This window comes from Psychrobacillus sp. OK028, from assembly GCF_900103605.1.
Taxonomy (GTDB): Bacteria; Bacillota; Bacilli; order Bacillales_A; family Planococcaceae; genus Psychrobacillus.
Map to the genome: position 1 here is coordinate 202,163 of NZ_FNHY01000001.1, position 20,404 is coordinate 222,566.

The window sequence follows — 20,404 nt, forward strand, 5'->3', positions numbered from 1 at the left end:
ATTATGAAAATAGGAGTTCTTGGTTCAGGAACAATGGGTAATGGAATTGCGCAAGCATTGGCAAATGCAGGCTTCAAGGTTGTACTTTGTGATATAGATCAGGAAAAATTGTCACAAGCATCCGATACAATACACCGTAATTTAACTCGCATATTTAAGAAACAGGAAAAAGACTTATCTGAAGTAAATAAGGTTGTTGAAAATATTATATTTACTACGGATATACAGGTTTTAAGTCATTATGATGTAATTATTGAAGCAATTGTTGAAAATATGGAGGTTAAGAAACGAGTTTTTGCAGAATTAGATGCGCTGTGTGAAGAAAAAACAATTTTTGCTTCCAATACGTCGGGTCTTAGTATAACAGAGTTAGCAGCTGCTACTAATAGAGCAGATAGAATAATAGGCATGCATTTCTTTAATCCAGTACCAATCATGAAGCTAGTAGAATTGATAAGAGGTTCCAAAACGACGGATGCTACATATGAGCGAGCGAAAGAGTTAGTTAGGTTAATAGGAAAAGAAAGTATATCTGTATTAGATGCACCTTTATTTATAGTGAATCGAATACTTGTCCCTATGCTAAATGAAGCAATGTTCGTTTATGGCGAGGGTATTGCTACTGCAGAAGATATTGATAAAGGAATGATGCTCGGTGCCAACCATCCAATTGGACCATTAGCGTTAGCGGATTTAATCGGACTAGATACTCTGTTATCTGTTGCAGAAACGTTATTCCTAGAGACCGGTGATTCAAAATATAGAGTGCCTCCAATACTTAAGAAACTAGTGCGAGCGGGTAATCTAGGACGTAAGAGTGGAAAAGGTTTTTATGATTATTAGTAGAATAGATTGGCATTAGTACTTAAACGTATCTCATCTACTTAGTAGATTGAAATGCGTTTTTTTATGGCACGAAAATAAGCGGTGAGTAGGATAGTTAAACTGTACTCTTCTTAGTATACTTAATATTCATTACAACTCGAAGGAGATTAATAGCATGACAGGAAACACTCACATCATTGGCGGTCTTGCAGCAAGTCTTGCTGTTGCTCAGGTTACAAACTATGAACCGATTCTATTAGTTAGTGCTGGAGTAGTTGGCGCATTAATACCTGATATATGCCATGGAGGCAGTAGGATAGGACGTAAATTTAAAGTATTATCGAAAGTGATTAACACCCTTTTTGGACATCGATCATTCACACATAGTTTGCTATTCTTAGGCTTGATGGCTCTTCTTTTAACATCCTTTGTAGACAATGAATCAATCGTTATCGGAATTTTAGTAGGTATTGCCAGTCATCTGCTATTAGATATGGCTACGAAAAATGGCATCAAGCTATTGTTTCCATTAAAAGTAACTATCCGTTTTCCAATCACTGCACGAACTGGTGGAACTGCTGAGTATTTAGTATTTGCGGCATTATCGGTTCTTACAGTGTATTTTGGTTATGGTGTATTTGGAAAATATCTATAAAAAATCATCCTGAGTGAAAAAAAGGCTTTCTCCATCTGTTTTGGGGGAAAACAGTGGAGGAAGCCTAATTTATAAATTTATATTTAGTTATTGCACTCTTGCGAACCCAAATCCAGAAGCATAGTCGTCACCTGTTGTTGCGCCAATGCCACCTTTTATATCCACTGCTTTTGCACGATTTTGTAAATTTGTACGAAGTTGTGTATGGGACCATGTAGGGTTTTGAGACCAAATTTTTGCTGCAAGTCCAGCTACATGCGGAGTCGCCATAGACGTCCCACTAATTGTATTGTATCCACCATTATTCCATGTAGAATAGATTGCAGCTCCAGGAGCAGAAATTTCAACGTCTCCTTGTTGGATTACATAATCTCCATCAGTTGAGCCATAACCGCGAGATGAAAAGTCTGCTACACGGTATGTTCCATTTTGTTGACGATTTTCTAGTGCTGCCACTGCAATTGCATTTACTAATGCTCCAGGGTATCCGATAGATCCTTGTGCAGGACCTGAATTACCTGCAGCTGCGACTATTAATACGCCTTTGCTATATGCGTAATTTACTGCGCTTGTTATTAAACTATCACTAGCAGAAGAGCCAAGTGACATATTAATAACCGTTTTTGTTCCAGTAGCTACTGCCTGGTCAGCTACATGTCTAATTGCTCCAGCAATATCATCTGAATAACCAGAGCCATTATCTCCTAGAACCTTATATGCCCATAAATCAGCATCTGGGGCTACTCCGTAAATTCCTGCACCATCACTACCACCATCCGCAAGAGCAGATCCAGCAACGTGTGTGCCATGTCCGTTTGCATCATTACAGCTATTGTCGACAATTGGGGCTGAAGTAGCCGTAAAGTTTTTACATTGTTCTACCGTATTAGTTAAGTCATAATGATTGATATTAACCCCTGTGTCTAGGACAGCTATATTAATACCTGATCCTCCAGAAGTAGTAGTTAAGTTTGTGTTATTATAAATAGCTTTAATACCCCATGGTGTCTGGTGAGTTGGGTATTCTCCAGCCATCGTTTCAAATTCTGTGGAACGCACTTCTGTATCAAGCGTAACTTTGTCCACCTTTGTTACCGTTACATTTTTATTTTTTTGGAGTGCATCAAACTGTTTTTGATTCATATTAGTAGAAAATCCGTTCTCCGTTAATTCCCATCGTGCTTGGTATTGATTTTTTAAGTTATTTTTTGTAGATTTAGAATTACTCTCTACATAAACGCGAAATGTCTCCGTTCCATTTACAGCATCAACTGAATCGGAAGAGGTTGCTCCTGCGAATGAGGTGCCTTGCATTGGTACAGTAAGTGAACCGATTAGTGCTAAACTAAGTAATAAAGATTTTGCTTTGTTCATTTCTCCAAAACTCCTTTTCGATTTGTATTTGCAGTACACTTTAAAACTATCACAAGTTAATAGTTTTGTTTATTGGGAAAATTTGAACTATTATAAAAGTAATAGAAAACACTTAGAAGGAATGTGATTGCGTGAAAATAGGTCCTTTGATCAAATATCATCGAACGAAGCAAAAAATGACTCAAGGAAAGCTATGCGAAGGCATTTGTTCGATTACACATCTTAGTAAAATTGAGAATAATACACGAGAAGGAAACTCTGAAACTATTGAATTGTTACTAGAACGTTTGGGTGTAAGTCTTCAAGAGGTTGAGGATAATGAAAGAAATATTCGACATTTGTTGAACGAATTTTTGAATCATATACAGTACTTTGAAAAAGAAAAAATGGAACCAGCTTTTGAGCAATTAGAGAATTTTAAGGAATTTATCGTTAATACCGACTATTTATACCTTTATGAACTCTATAAATTAAGATACTTTTTATCTCTTAGCGATAAAACAAAAGCAGAAGAACAAATGAAATGGTTGCAAACGAATAAACAAAATTTTTCCCAACATGAGAGATATTTACTTTCTTATTTATATGCGCTATTTTTAATTTTACAGGGAAAATATAATGAGGCTGATATAAAAATACAGCGTATAATTCAGAATAACCCAGTTTTAGGAGCCTTTGAAGGAGAAGTTTATTATCACTTAGCAGTAGTAAAGGGTTATCTGGACCAAACAAATCAAGCAATACTATACGGGAAAAAAGCATTAGAGTTTTATAAAAATCAATATAATTTTAAGAGAATAATACATGCACTAATGGCACTAGCAATAAATTATTCAAGGGGGAAAGTTTATGATGAAGCACTTGAAACGTATGGTCACCTATTAAGAAGTGCGGAAATGTTTGATAACAACGAACTTCTACCTCAGATCTATCACAATATTGGAGATCTTCACCTCAACATGGGCGATTATATTATTGCGCAAGTATATTTTAATAAGAGCTTATCTATTATGACTTCTAAAACAGAGAATTATCTTCTTTGTTTATTTAATATTGCAAGAACTGAGTACTTCCTCGATAAAACAGAAAGTAGTATTTATCGTTTTAAGTTATTAAAAGAAGAAGCTGCTTCTCTTAAAGTAAGTCATTATCGTATGTATGCAACATTCTATTTATACTTATTGGATGGGAAAAAAGAGGTTGCTATGAATTATCTTGAAACAAAGTTACTTCCTTACCTTGCGAATATTGTAGAACTTATAGAAGCACATCAACTTTTTTCAAGCATTTTATCCGATTACTACAAGCAAGAAGGTAAGTATGATAAAGCAGTTCAGTATCTTTTGTAAAGGGGGATAAATATGAAAAGGACATTATTAATTTTAGCTATAGTTACATTCTCTATAATAATTAGTGTGAACGTGGAAAAACAAACTACAGTGACCTTGGATATTCAAAGTGATACTCATTCTCTTCCAATTCACCCTCCTGTAGGGTAAATGTTATTAATATACCGTCATTGAGTTAAAGATACTCAATGACGGTATTTTTTATTGGATTTAAAGAAAAGTGAATTTTCTCATATTGACTATCAGCCTAGTGAAATGGGATAGTAGAGAGAACCACAAATAAGGGGGCTAAATATATGGGAAATGCATTAGTTTTAGGGGGAACAAGATTTTTTGGTGTCCAACTAGTTGAGTCATTACTAAAACAGGGGTTTAATGTAACCGTTGCTTCACGCGGAAATGTTGAGGATCCGTTTGGAGATAAAGTGAATCGTGTCAAGGTAGACCGTCTTGATGTAGGTGACATGCAGAAGAATTTTGTAGCAACCAATTGGGATATAGTGTTCGATCAGATTTGTTATTCCTCTCAGGAAGCAATCGATTCTATAGATGTTTTTGCAGGGAAAACTAAAAAATATGTGTTTACATCTTCTAAATCCGTGTATGAACAAGGCGGGGGAGATAAAGGATTTGCTGAAGAGGATTTTAATCCATTTGAATACGAATTAAAAATAGGACCAAAAGAAGATTTTACTTACGGTGAAGGAAAAAGACAGGCGGAAGCGGCATTCTTTCAGCGTGCATCTTTTCCAGTAGTTGCGGTAAGATTCCCAATCATCATTGGCATAAATGATTATACAGAGAGACTCAATTATTATATTCAAAAAGTTAGAGATGAAGAAGAAGTGCATTTGGTCAACCTAGAAGCTGCGATGGATTATATATCCGAGGAAGAAGCTGGAGATTTCTTAGCATGGGTAGGTCAATCTGATTTTGCTGGCCCAATTAATGCTACATCAGATGGTCGCGTAACAATGGGAGAGCTGATTGCATATATAGAAGAAAAAACTGGCAAGTCGGCGAATGTAGTTGCAACGACCGAAAAAGAGAGCGGATCTCCATATAATATTTCAGAAACTTGGTTGATCAGCAATGAAAAAGCTAAGCAGCAAGGGTATGAGTTTAGAGATTTGAAGGAGTACTTGCCTGGGTTGATAGGTGAATCGCTAGCTAAGATGAATGAGAATTGACGTTTTACTTGGGGGAGTGTTTTAGGGTGAAAGCTATCATAGGGGTTTCGTCAAATGTGAAAGAGGATTTGCTGTCAGTTCCGATGAGTAATATACGAGCAATCACGCAGTTCGGGGGTATTCCACTTGTGCTGCCAAATCTAGTTGGAGAGGAAATAGAACAGATTGCAGAAACAATCGATGGGCTATTATTAACTGGAGGCGGAGATATTGACCCAACTTTGTTTGATGAAGAACCATTGCCGGGATTAGGAAATATTGTGCCCGAACGGGATGAGTTTGAAGTGGCACTTATTCAAAAGATGCTGGAGCTAGGTAAGCCGATTTTAGGAATTTGTCGTGGTGCACAGATTATGAGTATTGCGGTGGGAGGGGATATGTATCAGGATATATATTCGCAAAAAGAAGGGTCATTATTACAGCATGACCAGCAAGCTCCCAATTGGCATGTCTCTCATTTTGTTGAAGTAACTGCAGGTTCTTTGCTACACAAAATTGTCGGTGTGGATAAATTTAAAGTGAATAGCTACCATCATCAAGCGCTACGAAATATGCCAGATGGCTTTATCGTTAGTGGGGTTGCAAGTGATGGCGTTATTGAATCGTTTGAAAGTACAAAGCATCCATTTGTAATGGGTGTTCAGTGGCATCCAGAAAGCTTAATATCTAAAGGTGATGCAAGTTCGCTTGCGATATTTAAAGCTTTTATGAATGCTTGTAAGGAATAATATTTGTCTAGCTTGCGCATTTCTTTTAAACGACTGTCATGGCAGTCGTTTTTATTATTCTCCTTTTTACTAAAAAAATGTGATTCATGAAATGTTTTTTCTGGGGAAAGCTAAATGAATCATGAATAAGGAGGAATTGGCTTTGATAAGCTGGCTGAGGCGAGGATTTTCGATTTGTTTGCTTTCATTTTTGATCTCCACTAGTGTTTCGGCAGCGGAGAATGAACCGACACGAGAGCAGATTTTGGAAATGCGCATGGATTACTATATAAAGTATTCGAGCGAGATGCTACCGTGGTATTACTTGGCGGCAATTGACCAATATGAACGTAATCTGCAAGAGGTTCGAAGTGATCTTACGAAACGAGATGGAGTTGTGGCTTTTCAATTTTCTGAGGACGATTGGGTTGGTTTATTGAATCCGATAAGAGATGATCGGAATAGCACATCAATCGTTTTCTTTGATGGTAGGGGACTTGATGGGAATAATGACGGCTTCGCTGACCTTAAACAGGATGATGACGTAATGTTTACGTTAACTAATTACTTAACTGAACGAGTCGTAACAGAAGGGGATTTTGAAAAAACGCTGAAGGAATATTACAAACGAGATGAAGCGGTTAAGCAAATCATGACGAACGCTAAAATTTATAAGCATTATAATACGGTTGACCTAGATGGACGTGCATTTCCACTGGCTCTCCAGCATAATTACAGTTACCGAAGTACTTGGGGGGATAGCCGTGGCTGGGGTGGACGACGAATGCATGAAGGTACTGATTTATTTGCTTCCTATGGTGTCCCAGTGAAGTCTACAACGTATGGAATTGTCGAAACAAAGGGTTGGAATGACTATGGTGGTTGGCGTGTGGGAATTCGCGATGTGAATAATACGTATCATTATTACGCCCACTTATCGGGTTATACGAAGGAGTTAAAAGAAGGCGATATTTTGGAACCAGGTACTGTTATCGGCTATGTTGGTAGTTCGGGTTATGGTCGTGAGGGAACCTCGGGGAAATTCCCACCACATCTGCATTACGGAATGTATAAATTTAACGGGCGCACAGAGTGGGCTTACGATCCGTTTCCATTATTGAAGCGTTGGGAGCAACAGGAAAAACAAGCAAAAAAGAATCCAGCAGCAAGTTAGTTGCTGGATTTACTTACTTATAAATGCAACAGTTAGCCAATAAAAATGAAGCACCATCACACTTACATATAGCAAAATTGCTAAACTTAATAAAATCAAAATGAATCGCTTCGTTTGTAATTTAGTTATTATAACAATTAATAAAACGGGAAGAGCAATTTTTATTAAATAATAAACAGAAACACTCATTTCATATATTCTTCGGATAATTGGATTAGATTCTGTTATAAATTGATTTTTAATACCGAAATCGGTAAATAGAGCATCAAAAGTAGCGAGTACTAATAGGATGATTCCCAAATTCATTAGCTTGTTACGAAATGGTGCAGAAAAACTATGCAACAAAGAGTGCACTCCTTTCTTATGAATTAGGAAATAACAAAATTCAAGTCACTTGTGCGGAGTTCTGATATCCTGCCGGAGTCGTAATTAAAAACACTAGGATAGAGAAAGACCGCTTATTTATAGGTATTGAGTGGTTATTGTTCGGCGAGTACAGTGAGACAGATTTATGTTCATTGTTTAAGTATGTGATTAAAGGGAAGGATTATATTCTTGATTTTTCGAAAATAGATTACAATGTAAGTAGTTAGGAAGGGATGTGCCAAAATTGAAAGATATTCCATTTATATGTTCTTGGAGTGGTGGGAAGGATTCTGCAATGGCTTATTACCGGGCTATAAAAATGGGGATGAATCCGAAAAAGTTGCTGACAATGTTTGAAGAGGATGGTGAGATTTCTAAATCTCATGCTCTTCCTCTAGAAGTAGTGGCAGCGCAGGCTGAACGCTTAGGAGTCCCTTTATTAATAAAAGGAGCTAGTTGGAACTCTTATGAGGGGCAGTTTATAAATGCTATGGATGAATGCCGTGCTCAGGGAATTACGCATGGTGTATTTGGAGACATTGATCTTGAGGGGCATTTAGAGTGGGTACAAAATACATGTGCAAAATCGGATATTGTTGCCGTGCACCCATTATGGCAGGAGCCCCGTAGCAAAATTATACTGGACTTGTTAAACTCTGGATTTGAAGCTTGGATTGTAGTTGTAAATACGAAAATGATGCCTGCAGAATTTGTTGGAAGAAAGTTTTCGAAAGAGTTGATCCTTGAATTAGAGGCTTTAGGAATTGATGCTTGCGGTGAAAATGGAGAATTTCATACGGTTGTTGTGGACGGACCAATCTTTACAAGTCGGGTACCTATAAAAATAGAACAGGCAATTGTAAGAGGCGACTATGTGTTCTCACCGGTAAAAATCGAATAAAAAAGTTATATTCTTTTTGATTATTAAATCAGAAAAAGGGTAATGTAAAAAGAAGATACATAATTTTTGAAATGGTGGAGAATCGAAATGACGAAAATGAATAGAGGAATTATAACTGCCCTTTCAGCAATCGGTCTAGCTCAGGGCTTGAAGGTATTAACGCATAAAAAGCTAACTGGTAAATGGGATGTGAAGCAGGCATTTACGACTGGTGGTATGCCAAGTTCTCACTCAGCAGGCGTTGCAGCATTGGCATCATACGTTGCTACAAACAAGGGGACCCGTCATACAGAAACGGCGCTAGCAGTTGTATTCGGAGTAATTGTTATGTATGATGCACAGGGAATTCGCAGACATACAGGTGAGATTGCACAATTAGTAAATGATTTGGAAGATAATATTGCGACACTTTCAGGAAATTTCCCAAGTTTTGAATACGTTGAACGAGAAGGAGAATTAAAAGAGCTTCTTGGTCATCAGCCGGTAGAAGTTATAGCTGGTGCGTTATTAGGGACAGCTTTTGGGGTGTTATGTGCAAAGTTGGAAGATTGAGCAAACGAAAATTCTCGGTGCCCTTATTGGGCAACTGAGGATTTTTACTTTAGAATATAATTATCAGTTCTGCAAGTTTAAATCATTAAATTAAATATAAGAAAAAAACTAAATATTCCATCGTTATTTCATTCTAAAATTGGTTATTGTTGCTTAAGTTAGGGTAAAGGGTGATATCATATATAAATAAGAAAGGTGATATGATTAAATGGCGAATTATCAAGAAATTACATCTGTTGATGAGTGGAAAAAAGTTTTGGAGCAATCAAGTGAAAAACCGGTAGTAGTATTTAAGCATAGTACAACCTGTCCTGTAAGTGCGCATGCTTATGGAGAGTTTAATTCGTTTGAAAGTCCACTGGCTCGATACTTGGTAAAGGTAATTCAGCATAGACCTGTTTCTAATGAAATAGCTAGCGACCTGGGAATCCAACATGAATCACCTCAAGCATTTGTAATTGCAAATGGAAAAGCTGTCTGGAATGCATCCCACTGGAAAATTACAAAAAAAGAGTTGGAAGATGTAACATCAAGTTTATAGTGATTGGAGAAAAGTAATGGAACCTATACTTAAAGTAAGTAATTATTTGGTAGATAATGCGGAAACGATTATAAACGAAATCTTGGATGTAGCATTAAAGAATGTAACAATTAAAATTACACCAGAGGAATTAGAACGAGCTATACAAAAAAACATACAGTTTTTGAAATTACTGTCTGAATCCCTTCAAGAATCTACTGATTCAGCTGAGGAAGTACTAAAAGAGTGGAGCAAACAGAACGGTGAGGAAGAGGCGAAGGTGTTTGATCAATTTTCCTCTGTTATGAAACCATATGCCATAAATAGATTGTTATTTTTGCAAAAGATTTCTAAAATAGCGATGGATCATGGATTATCAACTGAAGATGTGGTGTATGTAAATAATCGGTTCTGTTATTTGATGGACCTCAGTATGATAGAAACGATTCAGTCGTATGAAAGTTATCGTGATAAATTGATGAAGGATCATCAAAAAGAGATTAATGAGTTGTCTGCACCCATAGTCCCTATTCAGGATGGTGTAGCCGTTTTACCGTTAATTGGCGCGATAGATTATACTCGTGTGCAGCATTTACTGAATTATGTTGTTCCTACGATTCCTAGTTTGAAAGTGGATCATCTAATTATCGATTTTAGTGGAATATTAGCAATCGATACAGAAATAGCTCAGCATATTTTCACTATTCACAATGTCCTCGGACTATTAGGCATTCATGTATTGTTCTCAGGAATTCGTCCTAATTTATCGATGACTGTGGTGAAGGCAGGAATTGACTTTACTTCTTTTAATACATATGGAAGTGTAAAGCAGGCTATTGATAGCTTGAAATTATAATATATTGTTGATCCAATCCTTTCATTTGACGGATTGGATTTTTTTCTTTCTGTTTAATTTTACTGGTGAGGGGGTAACTAATCTATGTGAACAATATGAATAAAGTGGAATAGAGGAGGAGAGGGAATGCCAGATCGTTATTACTGGAACGATACATTATCTTATTTACCCGAGTTAATCATCGCAATTCTCGTACTTGTTATTGGATTTATCGTGGCGAAAGTATTGGAAAATGCAACCCACAAATTATTAAGAAAGTTTCGGGTGAATGAACGATTAGGAAACACGAAGTCTAGATGGACCGTAGAGAAGATTATTAGCAAGGTTGTATTTGTTATTGTATTGATTTTAGCACTTGTTTTATTCTTTAATATTTTGAATTTAAATACGATGGCAACACCATTTGTATCAATGTACTCAGGATTGACTGGTGCTTTCTTGAACATTTTAAAAGCAGCTTTGATATTATTATTTGCTTGGGTTTTAGCTACGGTTGTGAAAAAAGGAATTCAAATGGCCGGATCGAAGCTCAATTTGAACAAATACTCTGAGAAGGCAGGTTTTGATTCGAAACCTGAAAATCAAGCAAAGTGGACGGATACTGCAGCAAAAGTTGCCTATTATTTAATATTCCTGTTATTCATTCCAGCAGTATTAAGCGCTTTAGGAATTGATGGTTTAAGTGGACCATTCGAAGGAATGTTAGCAAGTTTCTTTAATTTCATACCGAAATTAATATCTGCAGCACTTGTGTTTGCAATCGGTTGGTTTGTTGCAAAACTAGTTAGTAACTTAGTAGAAAAGTTATTGCAGTCTGCAGGAGTGGACCGTTTAGCGAATAAATGGAAGCTATCTTCTTTTATAGAGGGTACTAGCTTATCTAAAGTAGCAGGAATCATCGCTTTTATACTAATCATGATTCCAGTGTCTATTACCGCTCTTGAGATTTTAGATTTAGAGGGAATTTCAGGACCAGCTATTGCTATGTTAAATGATGTAATGATAATGCTTCCGAAGATTTTCGTAGCAATTGTATTAATACTAGTTGGTATTGTAGCTGCTAAGTGGGTGAAGGATGTTGTTGTATCCCTTTTAGAAAAATTAGGTGTGAACTCTATTTTCGGTAAAATGGGCTTCAAATCTACAAATGGAGCAGCACCATCGTTCGCTACTTTAATAGGCACAATTGTACAAGTTGTTATTATCTTGCTATTCGTTGTTGAAGCACTTCAATTACTGGAGCTAGAATTCATGGTAACACTGGCAACAGCGATATTTGCTTATTTACCTTCTGTTATTGCGGCCATTATCATTCTAGCAGTAGGATTTTGGTTAGCTAATTTAGTAGAAAAACTCGTTGGAAATGTGATGACACATTCATCGGGAACACCACATTTCCTTCGTTATGTAGCAAAATATGCAATATTAGCATTTGCATTTTTCATGGCATTAGACCAACTAGGTATAGCTGCTTCTATTATTAATGCAGCGTTCATCCTTATATTAGGCGGACTTGCGTTGGCGTTCGGTCTAGCGTTTGGGCTTGGTGGTCGCGAGCATGCTGCAAAGTACTTAACGAAAATGGAAAGAAGCTTAAATGACGCAGAGGTTTCAAAAGAAAAATATCAACAACAAAAAGAGTCAATGAAAGAATCATTTAAAGAGAATTTTCAAGATCCTAAAAAAGCAGAACAAAGTTTAAAAGGTACAAGCCCTCATATAGATGAGGTGAATCCTTTACAGGAAGCGGATGTAGACGTAGTAAATCCTGCTCATGAGGAAGATTCACCGAGCACGGGCTATAATATCCCATCGACAGATGATCTTCATCCATTTGTAGATCTTCCACCGGTGGATGATAGAAAAGACGAACAATAAAAAATGGCTTCAGCGAGAAATAACTTCGCTGAAGCTTTTTTTTGTTGGTGATAAGTCGTTTTCGACCGATTATATGTCATAATCAACCGATTATCCAAGTAATAAACCGATTCTATGCTATATTCGACCGGTTCTCTCAAGTATTCAACCGATTCGCCGCTTTTATCAACCGATTCTTAGTTTTTTATGCGTATTCCCTCATATAGATTAGTTATGATTTCTCTCCTTTTTATGTATAATAGATTAAAAGGCGTAATATTCAATAACTTCTGAATATTATTAAAGTAGAGGGGGAATACAATGTTAGTTGCAGAGAGATTGGCTTATTTAGCGAAGGAACAACCAACGAAAATCATCACTTCTTTTCAAGGTAGGGAGACTAGCTATGCGGAATTATTCAAGCAAGCGAAGCGTCTTGCCGCTTATTTTCAATCGAAGGGGTATGAGCAGGAAGATATTATAGCTGTATATTTGATAAACTCGGATTATTTTTTGACTTGTTATTATGCCTGTCAGCTAGGTGGATTTACAATTCTGCCAATTAACACAAAGCTAACAGCTCCAGAAGTCGATTATATATTTAATCATTCAGAGGCAAAGGCTTTAATATATGATACTCGTTTAACAAATATCCTAGACGATCTACCAGAAACAATGAATAGCTTTGAAGATTTACTTTATTTAGGGGAAGAGAATACGCTAATTGCCGTTTTAAATGATGAAAATTTGTCATTTAATGAAGTGAAGGTTGATGAAAATACGACGACGGTTATTTTTTATACATCGGGTACAACGGGTAAACCTAAAGGAGTGATGCTATCGGCTGCAAATGTTCAGGCAACAGCGAAGCTTTATGTTGAGGCACTCGAACTAAATTCATCGGATCGTATGCAAATTGTGGCACCACTTTTTCATTGTGCAGCTAGTCATGTTTTTAGTATTCCCGTTATTTATGCTGGTGGAACTGTCGTTATTGAAGAAGGATTCTCTCCAGAACAAACGATGGACACATTGGAACAGGAAAAAATAACTGTCTTCTTTGGTGTGCCTGCAATGTATAGTATTTTATTGAATAGTCCTAAAATGGAATCGCTTAGGTTATCGAATCTACGATTATTTACGTACGGTGCTGCACCTATGCCATTTGAGTTAATTCGTAAAATAAAAGCATTATTCCCAGACGTGAAAGTCCAGAATATATATGGTCAAACAGAAAATTCACCCGCTGCAACGACTTTGAAAGATCATTTTGCTCTTGAAAAAGTAGGTTCGGTTGGTGAGCCGGTACCAGGGACTGAGGTGCAAGTAGTCGATGAACACGGCAATCCGCTTCCAAGTGGTTTGGTGGGAGAAATTGTTGTAAAAGGCCCTCAACTAATGAAAGGGTATTTAAAAAATGAAGAAGCGACTAAACAGGCGATTCGAGATGGTTGGTTATATACGGGTGATTTAGGGCGAATGGATGAGGACGGTCTGTTATATATTGTAGATCGAAAAAAAGATATGATTATCCGAGGTGGAGAAAATGTGTACCCAGTGGAAGTAGAAGAGGTTCTATATGAGATATCGGAAGTTCTTGAAGCTGCAGTAGTCGGGATTCCCCACGAGATATACGGTGAAGTCCCAAAAGCATATGTTGTATTAAAAGAAGGCAAACACCTGACTGAAGAAGATGTTTTGACTAAATGCTCGAAAAGTTTAGCGAAATTTAAGCTACCGTTGGAGGTAGAATTCATCGAGAGCTTGCCACGCAATGCAAGTGGAAAAGTACTGAAGACTACACTTCGGAATTAAATTAAATTTATAAGACATTCAAAAAAAGCTTTCGGAGTATAAATCCGAAAGCTTTTGTGTATTTAATCAGGCAGTAACTGATACTTTCTTTTTCAGTAACCCAAGAGTTATAGCAGTAATAAAGGAACCTACCAAAATAGCAATGGCATACATGAGAATGTTTATAGCTCCTCCATCAACTAGTCCGATAACAAAAATTCCACCATGAGGAGCTCGCAGACTGATGTCAAACAGCATGACCAATGCGCCAGTAGTTGCGGCTCCGGCAACTGAAGCTGGGATGACGCGGGCTGGATCAGCTGCTGCAAACGGGATTACGCCTTCCGTGATAAAGCTAGCACCTAACACATAGGCAGTCTTCCCGGCTTCTCGCTCTGGTTTTGTGAATTTATTTTTAAATAACGTTGTTGCGATTGCTACGCCTAGTGGCGGAACCATACCTGCAGCCATAACAGTAGCAATGAAATTGAAGTTTTGAGCATCAAGCATCGCTATACCGAATGTGTAGGCGGCTTTATTGACAGGACCTCCCATATCGATTGCCATCATGCCTCCTAGAAGCAATCCGACAAGTACAAGATTCGTACCACCAAGGCTTTCTAAGAAACTAGAAATTCCCGTATAGACTTTAGTTAATTGTGGATTTACTAGCATCATGAAAATCCCTGTGATGGCAATTGAAAAGACAGGATAGAACAGTACTGGATTTAACCCTTCGAGTGAGTTTGGTAGTCTTGAAAATAATTTTTTCACTAGTAGAGTGACATAACCAGCAAGGAACCCGGCAATCAGTCCGCCAAGGAATCCTGAACCACCGCTTGCTCCTTCAGCTCCTGTCACGGTAATTGCGATTAAACCACCGACCATTCCGGGTGCAAATCCTGGACGTTCGGCAATACTCATCGCGATAAATCCAGCTAGAACTGGCACCATAAGGAAGAAGGCATTGCCTCCACCGATGGTATTCAGCATAGCAGCAAATTCATTGTATTCAGGACTGTCAGGATTGGAGGCGTTGATGCCCCAGAAAAATGAAATAGCAATTAGAATACCGCCACCAACAACGAAAGGCAGCATATTCGAAACTCCGTTCATCAGATGTTTGTAAAATCCGCCTTTAGCTTCACCTGATGTTGCTTCATCTTTCGATTTATCATGCTTATAAATAGGTGCGTCTTTGGTAACCGCACGATTAAGTAAATTGTCCGTTTCGTAAATAGCTTTCCCGACAGCAGTCTGAATTACCAGTTTGCCATCGAAACGAGCCATATCGACTTTCGTATCAGCTGCGACGATAATAGCTTCTGCTTCTGCAATTTCTTCATCGGTAAGTCGATTTTTCACGCCACTCGAGCCATTGGTTTCCACTTTCAATGTGATGCCGAGTTCTTTTGCACGTTCATTGAGTTTTTCTGCTGCCATATAGGTATGGGCAATTCCTGTCGGGCAGGCTGTAACCGCCAAAATCTTTTTAGCTGATAATCCAGTTTCTGTTTTTTCTTCAACTATCTCTTCTGGAACGTTGGCTTCCGTTTCTTTATCTGTAATCGCCTGCAAAACTTCCTGTTTCGAGCTGGCTGCAAGAATTTGGGAGCGGAATTTCTCATCCATTAAAAATGTCGCGAGTCGAGACAACGCTTCAAGATGATCATCATTGGCACCTTCAGTGGCAGCAATCATGAAAAACAGGTGAGCAGGTTGACCGTCCAGTGATTCATAGTCAAGGCCGTGTTCAGATCTGCCGAATGCAATAGACGGCGCTTTGACTGCTTCGGACTTCGCATGGGGAATAGCAATGCCTTCTCCGATGCCTGTAGTGCTCTGATTTTCACGAGCTAGGATATCCTCCAGGAACGCTTGTTGATCGACTAGTCTACCCGCCTGTTTCAATTGCCCAGTAAGCTCTTCCAAAACCTGTTGCTTTGTAGTGGCTACTAAATCCAATATGATAGTGTCTTCTGTTAATAATTGTGTAATTTTCATCCTGTCACATCCTTCGTCAGATTGGGGTGATTTCTACTTGTTCTAGTAATACTTCAACACCTTGTTGATCGCATAAATCGGAACGGAAGGCCGTGGCGCTACCGCTTGCGACACCGTAACGAAAAGCTTCCTCAGGATTTTCGTCTTTTGAATAAGAAGCAATAAAACCGGAAACGAGCGAATCGCCTGACCCTACGGTATTGACCACAACACCATTTGGAGCTTTTGCTCTTAAAGAAAGTTCTTTAGTAACGAGCAAAGCACCGTCTCCACCCAGCGACACGATAACATGCTCGATACCGTTTTCCAAAAGTTGTTTAGCATAATAATGTGCTTCATTGATATCGTTGATTTCCGTACTGAATAATTCGCCCAGTTCCTCGAGGTTCGGCTTGATCAAAAAGGATGACACTTTTGTCAGGTTTTTCAGCGCTGGTCCAGAGGTGTCAAGTACAAAACGCACTCCGTTCTTCCTGCAGATTTCAGCTAGATCGAGAAAATAGCTATCCGTGATGGAATTAGGAAGACTGCCCGCAAGTATGAACCAATCGCCTTTTTTCATGGCTTTTACTTTATTAGTAAGAACCATTAATTGTTGCTCTGTCATTTGTGGACCAGGTCCGTTCAATTCCGTTTCTTTATCTGACTTTATTTTTATATTTATCCGGGTTATTTCTGAAGTTTCAATGAAATCAGTATCTACCCCTTCTTTTTGTAGAAAGTCTTCTATATAGCTGCCTGTAAAACCGCCAGTAAATCCAAGGGCTTTGCTCTCAACACCAAGTCTTTTTAATACTCGCGAAACATTAATACCCTTACCGCCCGGATAATAATACACTTCTTCGGAGCGGTTTAGTTTCCCGTTTTCGAAAGTAGGAAGGTAAACGGTGTAATCGATTGATGGTGTAATTGTGCAAGTATAAATCATTCGTGTGCCACCTTTACTGAAGTTTTTTTTCTATAAGCATCCAATTTTTCTGTCGGCATACTGTCGATAATGAGTATGGCGTTTTCCAAATCCATGATTTTAGCGAAACTAACTTGATTGATTTTAGAATGATCAGCGAGCACAAAGGTTTTCCTAGACAAGGAACTTGCCAATAATTTAATAGCGGCTTCTTCTGGATCTGGGGTCGTATAACCGTATTCTTCATGTAACCCATTGACACCGAGAAAACAAATGTCGAAACGATAATTTTTCAAAGCCTGTATCGTTTGAGAACCGACAAAAGCACTCGTTTTCGGTTTAAACAATCCTCCGGTTAAATAAGTAGTGATGCCATATTCATTCAGAGTATCTAAAAGGGTTAACCCATTAGTTACGACAACCAAGTCTTTGTTCTTTAGAAATGGAACCATTTGAAAGGTTGTAGTACCAGCATCCAAAAAGACGCTGTCTCCTGTTTTGACCAGTTCTGCAGCCGCTCGTGCGACTTGGATTTTTTCGTTTAAATTCTGGGTGGATTTATCTGTGACGCTTTGTTCTATTAGATTGCGCCCTGGTAGGATAGCACCTCCAAAAACGCGTTCCAGTTTCTGCTGGTTTTCAAGTTCAGTCAAATCTCTTCGAATTGTTGATTCGGAAGCTGAAGTTTCATCTACCAACTCTTGAATTTTTACCGTTTGTTTTTTTTCTAGCTTCTTTAAAATATAGGCATGCCGCTCATTTGTCAGCAAGTCATCACCCGCTTTCTAGGATAGAGTTATTGTTCTGTTTAATTTATAATAATTGAAAGCGTAAACATAATCAATCAAAATCGTTCATAAACAATCAAATTCATTCATTATTAATTATTTTCTTCTGAGTAAAAGAAGAAAATCACTTGGTTTGAGTATCTTTATACCGAGATATTATTACAGTATAAATTACAGAAAAATGAGTAAATAGTAATCTGATTTATTTTAAATAATAACATTTTGATTTTATAAAAATTATTAGTCGTTTTATAAAACAAAAAAACATTACTTAACTCTAATTGTGAAAACTTAGTGACAAAAGTCTATAGGATGATAGGTCTAGTTAAATAGACTAATTTATGAAGGGATTTTGACGGGGGGAAATTGGCATGGTATTTATTATATTAAAGGAAATGTTTTCTAAAGAAGTCCTTTCCAAAAAAATCATTAATATATGAATAAAATAGGTTTATAAACTAATAGATAAAGGGTAATGGTTATTAGTTTGATTTGCGATTACTCATTTTGTCAACGTAGGAAGTATCTGTGGGGCTATTAATAGCATTGCACAGTTATTTTATAAATGCCACAAAATTTCAAGATAAGGGAGATGTATGGAATGTCAGGAATTATTCGCGTAACACCAGCTGAGTTAGATGCTATGGCTTCTCGCTACAACCATGAATCAGGGGAGGTTGCTTCTCAAATTGGTCGCCTAGATGGCATGATCGGTGAATTGCAATCAATGTGGGAAGGTTCTTCTAGTGCTGCTTTTGCTGAGCAATATGAGAGACTTAAACCTCATTTCAATGAAATGCGTGAATTATTAAGTGAAGTAGGTATTCAATTGAGCCGTGCTGGTCAAGCGTTGCAAGATGCAGACCAACAAGTTGCCAATCAAATTCGCGGATAATCATTTGTTCGCATGTCAAAATAGTAGAGCGTCATTCCCACACAGGAAGGCGCTTTTTCCTTAAGTTGGGGTGAAAGAATGTATATAGAGATTACAGTAGATCTTTCTAAATACGATGGAAATGTCATAGATTTAAGACTTTCAGATTACTATACAATGAAAAAAATGATTGATATTGCCTGGCAGGCCAACTCTATTTCCAAAACTCCACGCGAAGGCCATTGGGTGCGCGTAGTTAATAAAGATAAAGTATTCCCGGGACATTTGACGTTAGCCCACTGCGGCATAACGACGGGTGACCGAATTGAGATTATTTGATAGGAGCTACAAAGATGGCCAATCGTTCACATACATACTTAAAAAACCGAATAGGTGCAGAAATAAATGAAGAAGCCCTTAAAACTACTTTTGTCTTTCAAAAAGAGAGAGTGGGATTTAAGCGAACGGAAGAAATAATCTTCTTAAAAGAAGTGAATCCGAAAATAAAAAAAGACATAGTTATTACCGACGACGAGTTAATCATTCAAGTGGAAATACCAGCGTCCTTTAAACGATTTCTTGCAATTCAGGGAGAGGATGAAAAATCTCGTTGGATGTTTGCATACCAGTTAGTTGAGAAGGTTTATGCACATCCTTATCCTCGATTAAATTTAATCGTGTCTCCAGAAAATATTGTGTATAGCCCCGGGATGGATCCTGTATTTCTTTACTTCGGAGTGTTAGGGAGTTTACCCCCGTTTGAAACGAATGATGAGCGTGTTTGGTTAGAAACAAAAGCCGTAGTTGCAGCCGCAATAGACGGCTCTTTCACATTTGAGGAGTATTTAAAGTATTCCGAGATTCTTGAATTGAAGGAAATGGGCTCTACCATTATGTCCATGAAAGAAAGTGACTCTTTGCTGGAATTCATAAGTCAGCAAATGGAGCAGCTAGAAGTAAGAGAATTAGAAAATGTAAAACTTCCAAGAAAAAAGTGGAACGTTACCAAATGGCTTTCAATTGGACTGGGGGTACTTCTTATCCCTGCCATTGTTTTTGCAATCATTTATTTTGTGCATGAAAAGCCAAAAACGGAAGCCTTTATCGATAGTCAAGCATCCTTCCTAGGTCAAAACTACAGCCAAGTAGTAACAACTTTAAGTCCTTATAGCGTTGAGTCCATGCCTTTTATCGTTCTTTATGAGCTTGCCTATTCATCTGTTACCAATGAGCGTCTGGATGAAGAGCAAAAAGAAAATGTACTTTCCAATATCACCTTGCAAACCGACGCAGATTATTTAAGATATTGGATTTATCTCGGTCGTGGAGAGGCAGAAAAAGCAGTAGACATTGCAAGGGCGATGGAAGATGGCGAGTTAATCACTTATGGTTTGTTGAAAAGAAGAGAAGAAGTGAAGGCAGATAGAGATTTATCTGGAGAAAAGATGCAAGAAATGCTTAACGAGATTGATCAAGAAGTTGAGGAATATGAAAAGTTAATGGAAGAAATGCAAGCACAAGAGCTAGAGCAAGAAGAGCTAAAACAGCAAGAAAAACTAGAATTAGAACAAAAACAAAAGGAACAACAAGAATTGGAACAACAACAAAAAGAAAAACAAGAACAAGAACAAGAACAGAAACAAAAGGAACAGCAAGAACTCGAACAAAAACAAACTGAAGAGCAACAAACAGAACAAACAAAGTAACAAAA

At 37.7% G+C, this 20,404-nt stretch carries 21 protein-coding genes; 16 read left to right on the forward strand and 5 right to left on the reverse strand.

The features are described from left to right. Positions 1 to 3 precede the first annotated feature (3 nt). Together BLR36_RS00690 and BLR36_RS00695 are read left to right on the forward strand one after the other, a co-directional pair. Positions 4 to 843, forward strand: a complete 840-nt coding sequence (locus BLR36_RS00690) for a 3-hydroxyacyl-CoA dehydrogenase NAD-binding domain-containing protein (protein WP_175453932.1) — start codon at positions 4 to 6, stop codon at positions 841 to 843. Positions 844 to 1,000: 157 nt separating this feature from the next. Beyond that, on the forward strand, positions 1,001 to 1,480 hold the full coding sequence (locus BLR36_RS00695; protein WP_093059400.1) for a metal-dependent hydrolase: 480 nt from the start codon (positions 1,001 to 1,003) through the stop codon (positions 1,478 to 1,480). Positions 1,481 to 1,567: 87 nt separating this feature from the next. On the opposite strand, the gene BLR36_RS00700 is transcribed toward BLR36_RS00695, so the two are convergent. After that, positions 1,568 to 2,854 (reverse strand): S8 family serine peptidase, encoded by a 1,287-nt coding sequence (locus tag BLR36_RS00700; RefSeq protein WP_093059401.1) that lies wholly within the window; start codon positions 2,852 to 2,854, stop codon positions 1,568 to 1,570. A gap of 131 nt (positions 2,855 to 2,985) precedes the next feature. Here BLR36_RS00700 and BLR36_RS00705 point away from each other — a divergent pair, with 131 nt between their 5' ends. The 5 genes from BLR36_RS00705 to BLR36_RS00720 all read left to right on the forward strand — a co-directional run bounded on the left by BLR36_RS00705 (position 2,986) and on the right by BLR36_RS00720 (position 7,274). Beyond that, entirely contained in the window at positions 2,986 to 4,203 is a 1,218-nt protein-coding gene (locus BLR36_RS00705; RefSeq protein ID WP_093059403.1) for a helix-turn-helix domain-containing protein, read from the forward strand. Positions 4,204 to 4,215: 12 nt separating this feature from the next. Then, complete coding sequence (locus BLR36_RS18660; RefSeq protein ID WP_175453933.1) at positions 4,216 to 4,353, forward strand: hypothetical protein; 138 nt, start codon at positions 4,216 to 4,218, stop codon at positions 4,351 to 4,353. A gap of 146 nt (positions 4,354 to 4,499) precedes the next feature. After that, positions 4,500 to 5,393: an NAD-dependent epimerase/dehydratase family protein gene (locus BLR36_RS00710; protein ID WP_093059405.1), complete on the forward strand. Its 894-nt coding sequence runs from the start codon at positions 4,500 to 4,502 to the stop codon at positions 5,391 to 5,393. Positions 5,394 to 5,419: 26 nt separating this feature from the next. Then, the gene (locus BLR36_RS00715; protein WP_093059407.1) at positions 5,420 to 6,121 is read left to right on the forward strand and encodes a gamma-glutamyl-gamma-aminobutyrate hydrolase family protein; all 702 of its coding nucleotides are present in this window, start codon (positions 5,420 to 5,422) and stop codon (positions 6,119 to 6,121) included. Positions 6,122 to 6,242: 121 nt separating this feature from the next. Next, positions 6,243 to 7,274: a M23 family metallopeptidase gene (locus BLR36_RS00720; protein ID WP_093059409.1), complete on the forward strand. Its 1,032-nt coding sequence runs from the start codon at positions 6,243 to 6,245 to the stop codon at positions 7,272 to 7,274. A gap of 9 nt (positions 7,275 to 7,283) precedes the next feature. On the opposite strand, the gene BLR36_RS00725 is transcribed toward BLR36_RS00720, so the two are convergent. Next, positions 7,284 to 7,619, reverse strand: coding sequence for a DUF5658 family protein (locus BLR36_RS00725; RefSeq protein WP_093059411.1), 336 nt, complete (start codon positions 7,617 to 7,619; stop codon positions 7,284 to 7,286). Positions 7,620 to 7,875: 256 nt separating this feature from the next. On the opposite strand from BLR36_RS00725, the gene BLR36_RS00730 reads away from it, so the two are divergent. From BLR36_RS00730 to BLR36_RS00755, 6 genes are all read left to right on the forward strand, one after another. After that, positions 7,876 to 8,541: a Dph6-related ATP pyrophosphatase gene (locus BLR36_RS00730; RefSeq protein ID WP_254771303.1), complete on the forward strand. Its 666-nt coding sequence runs from the start codon at positions 7,876 to 7,878 to the stop codon at positions 8,539 to 8,541. 87 nt (positions 8,542 to 8,628) lie between these two features. After that, positions 8,629 to 9,093, forward strand: coding sequence for a divergent PAP2 family protein (locus tag BLR36_RS00735; protein ID WP_093059413.1), 465 nt, complete (start codon positions 8,629 to 8,631; stop codon positions 9,091 to 9,093). 208 nt (positions 9,094 to 9,301) lie between these two features. After that, complete coding sequence (ytxJ, locus tag BLR36_RS00740) at positions 9,302 to 9,634, forward strand: bacillithiol system redox-active protein YtxJ (protein WP_093059415.1); 333 nt, start codon at positions 9,302 to 9,304, stop codon at positions 9,632 to 9,634. Positions 9,635 to 9,650: 16 nt separating this feature from the next. Then, positions 9,651 to 10,469, forward strand: a complete 819-nt coding sequence (locus BLR36_RS00745) for an STAS domain-containing protein (protein WP_093059417.1) — start codon at positions 9,651 to 9,653, stop codon at positions 10,467 to 10,469. A gap of 126 nt (positions 10,470 to 10,595) precedes the next feature. After that, positions 10,596 to 12,347: a mechanosensitive ion channel gene (locus tag BLR36_RS00750; protein WP_093059419.1), complete on the forward strand. Its 1,752-nt coding sequence runs from the start codon at positions 10,596 to 10,598 to the stop codon at positions 12,345 to 12,347. A 300-nt stretch (positions 12,348 to 12,647) separates the two neighbouring features. After that, positions 12,648 to 14,141 (forward strand): class I adenylate-forming enzyme family protein, encoded by a 1,494-nt coding sequence (locus BLR36_RS00755; RefSeq protein ID WP_093059421.1) that lies wholly within the window; start codon positions 12,648 to 12,650, stop codon positions 14,139 to 14,141. 66 nt (positions 14,142 to 14,207) lie between these two features. Here the strand turns inward: BLR36_RS00755 and BLR36_RS00760 are convergent, their stop codons facing one another. From BLR36_RS00760 to BLR36_RS00770, 3 genes are read right to left on the reverse strand one after another with little or no spacing between them, the layout of a single operon-like run. Continuing rightward, positions 14,208 to 16,124 (reverse strand): PTS fructose transporter subunit IIABC, encoded by a 1,917-nt coding sequence (locus BLR36_RS00760; protein WP_093059423.1) that lies wholly within the window; start codon positions 16,122 to 16,124, stop codon positions 14,208 to 14,210. Positions 16,125 to 16,140: 16 nt separating this feature from the next. Beyond that, positions 16,141 to 17,052: a 1-phosphofructokinase gene (gene pfkB / locus BLR36_RS00765; RefSeq protein WP_093059425.1), complete on the reverse strand. Its 912-nt coding sequence runs from the start codon at positions 17,050 to 17,052 to the stop codon at positions 16,141 to 16,143. Then, on the reverse strand, positions 17,049 to 17,801 hold the full coding sequence (locus BLR36_RS00770; protein ID WP_093059427.1) for a DeoR/GlpR family DNA-binding transcription regulator: 753 nt from the start codon (positions 17,799 to 17,801) through the stop codon (positions 17,049 to 17,051). Before BLR36_RS00770 ends, pfkB begins: the two co-directional genes overlap by 4 nt. A 619-nt stretch (positions 17,802 to 18,420) precedes the next feature. Here BLR36_RS00770 and BLR36_RS00775 point away from each other — a divergent pair. The 3 genes from BLR36_RS00775 to essB all read left to right on the forward strand — a co-directional run bounded on the left by BLR36_RS00775 (position 18,421) and on the right by essB (position 20,399). Then, entirely contained in the window at positions 18,421 to 18,714 is a 294-nt protein-coding gene (locus BLR36_RS00775) for a WXG100 family type VII secretion target (RefSeq protein ID WP_093059429.1), read from the forward strand. 78 nt (positions 18,715 to 18,792) lie between these two features. Continuing rightward, positions 18,793 to 19,032 (forward strand): ESX secretion system protein YukD, encoded by a 240-nt coding sequence (locus tag BLR36_RS00780; RefSeq protein WP_093059431.1) that lies wholly within the window; start codon positions 18,793 to 18,795, stop codon positions 19,030 to 19,032. Between the two features lie 14 nt (positions 19,033 to 19,046). After that, positions 19,047 to 20,399, forward strand: a complete 1,353-nt coding sequence (gene essB, locus BLR36_RS00785) for a type VII secretion protein EssB (protein WP_093059433.1) — start codon at positions 19,047 to 19,049, stop codon at positions 20,397 to 20,399. Positions 20,400 to 20,404 lie beyond the last annotated feature (5 nt).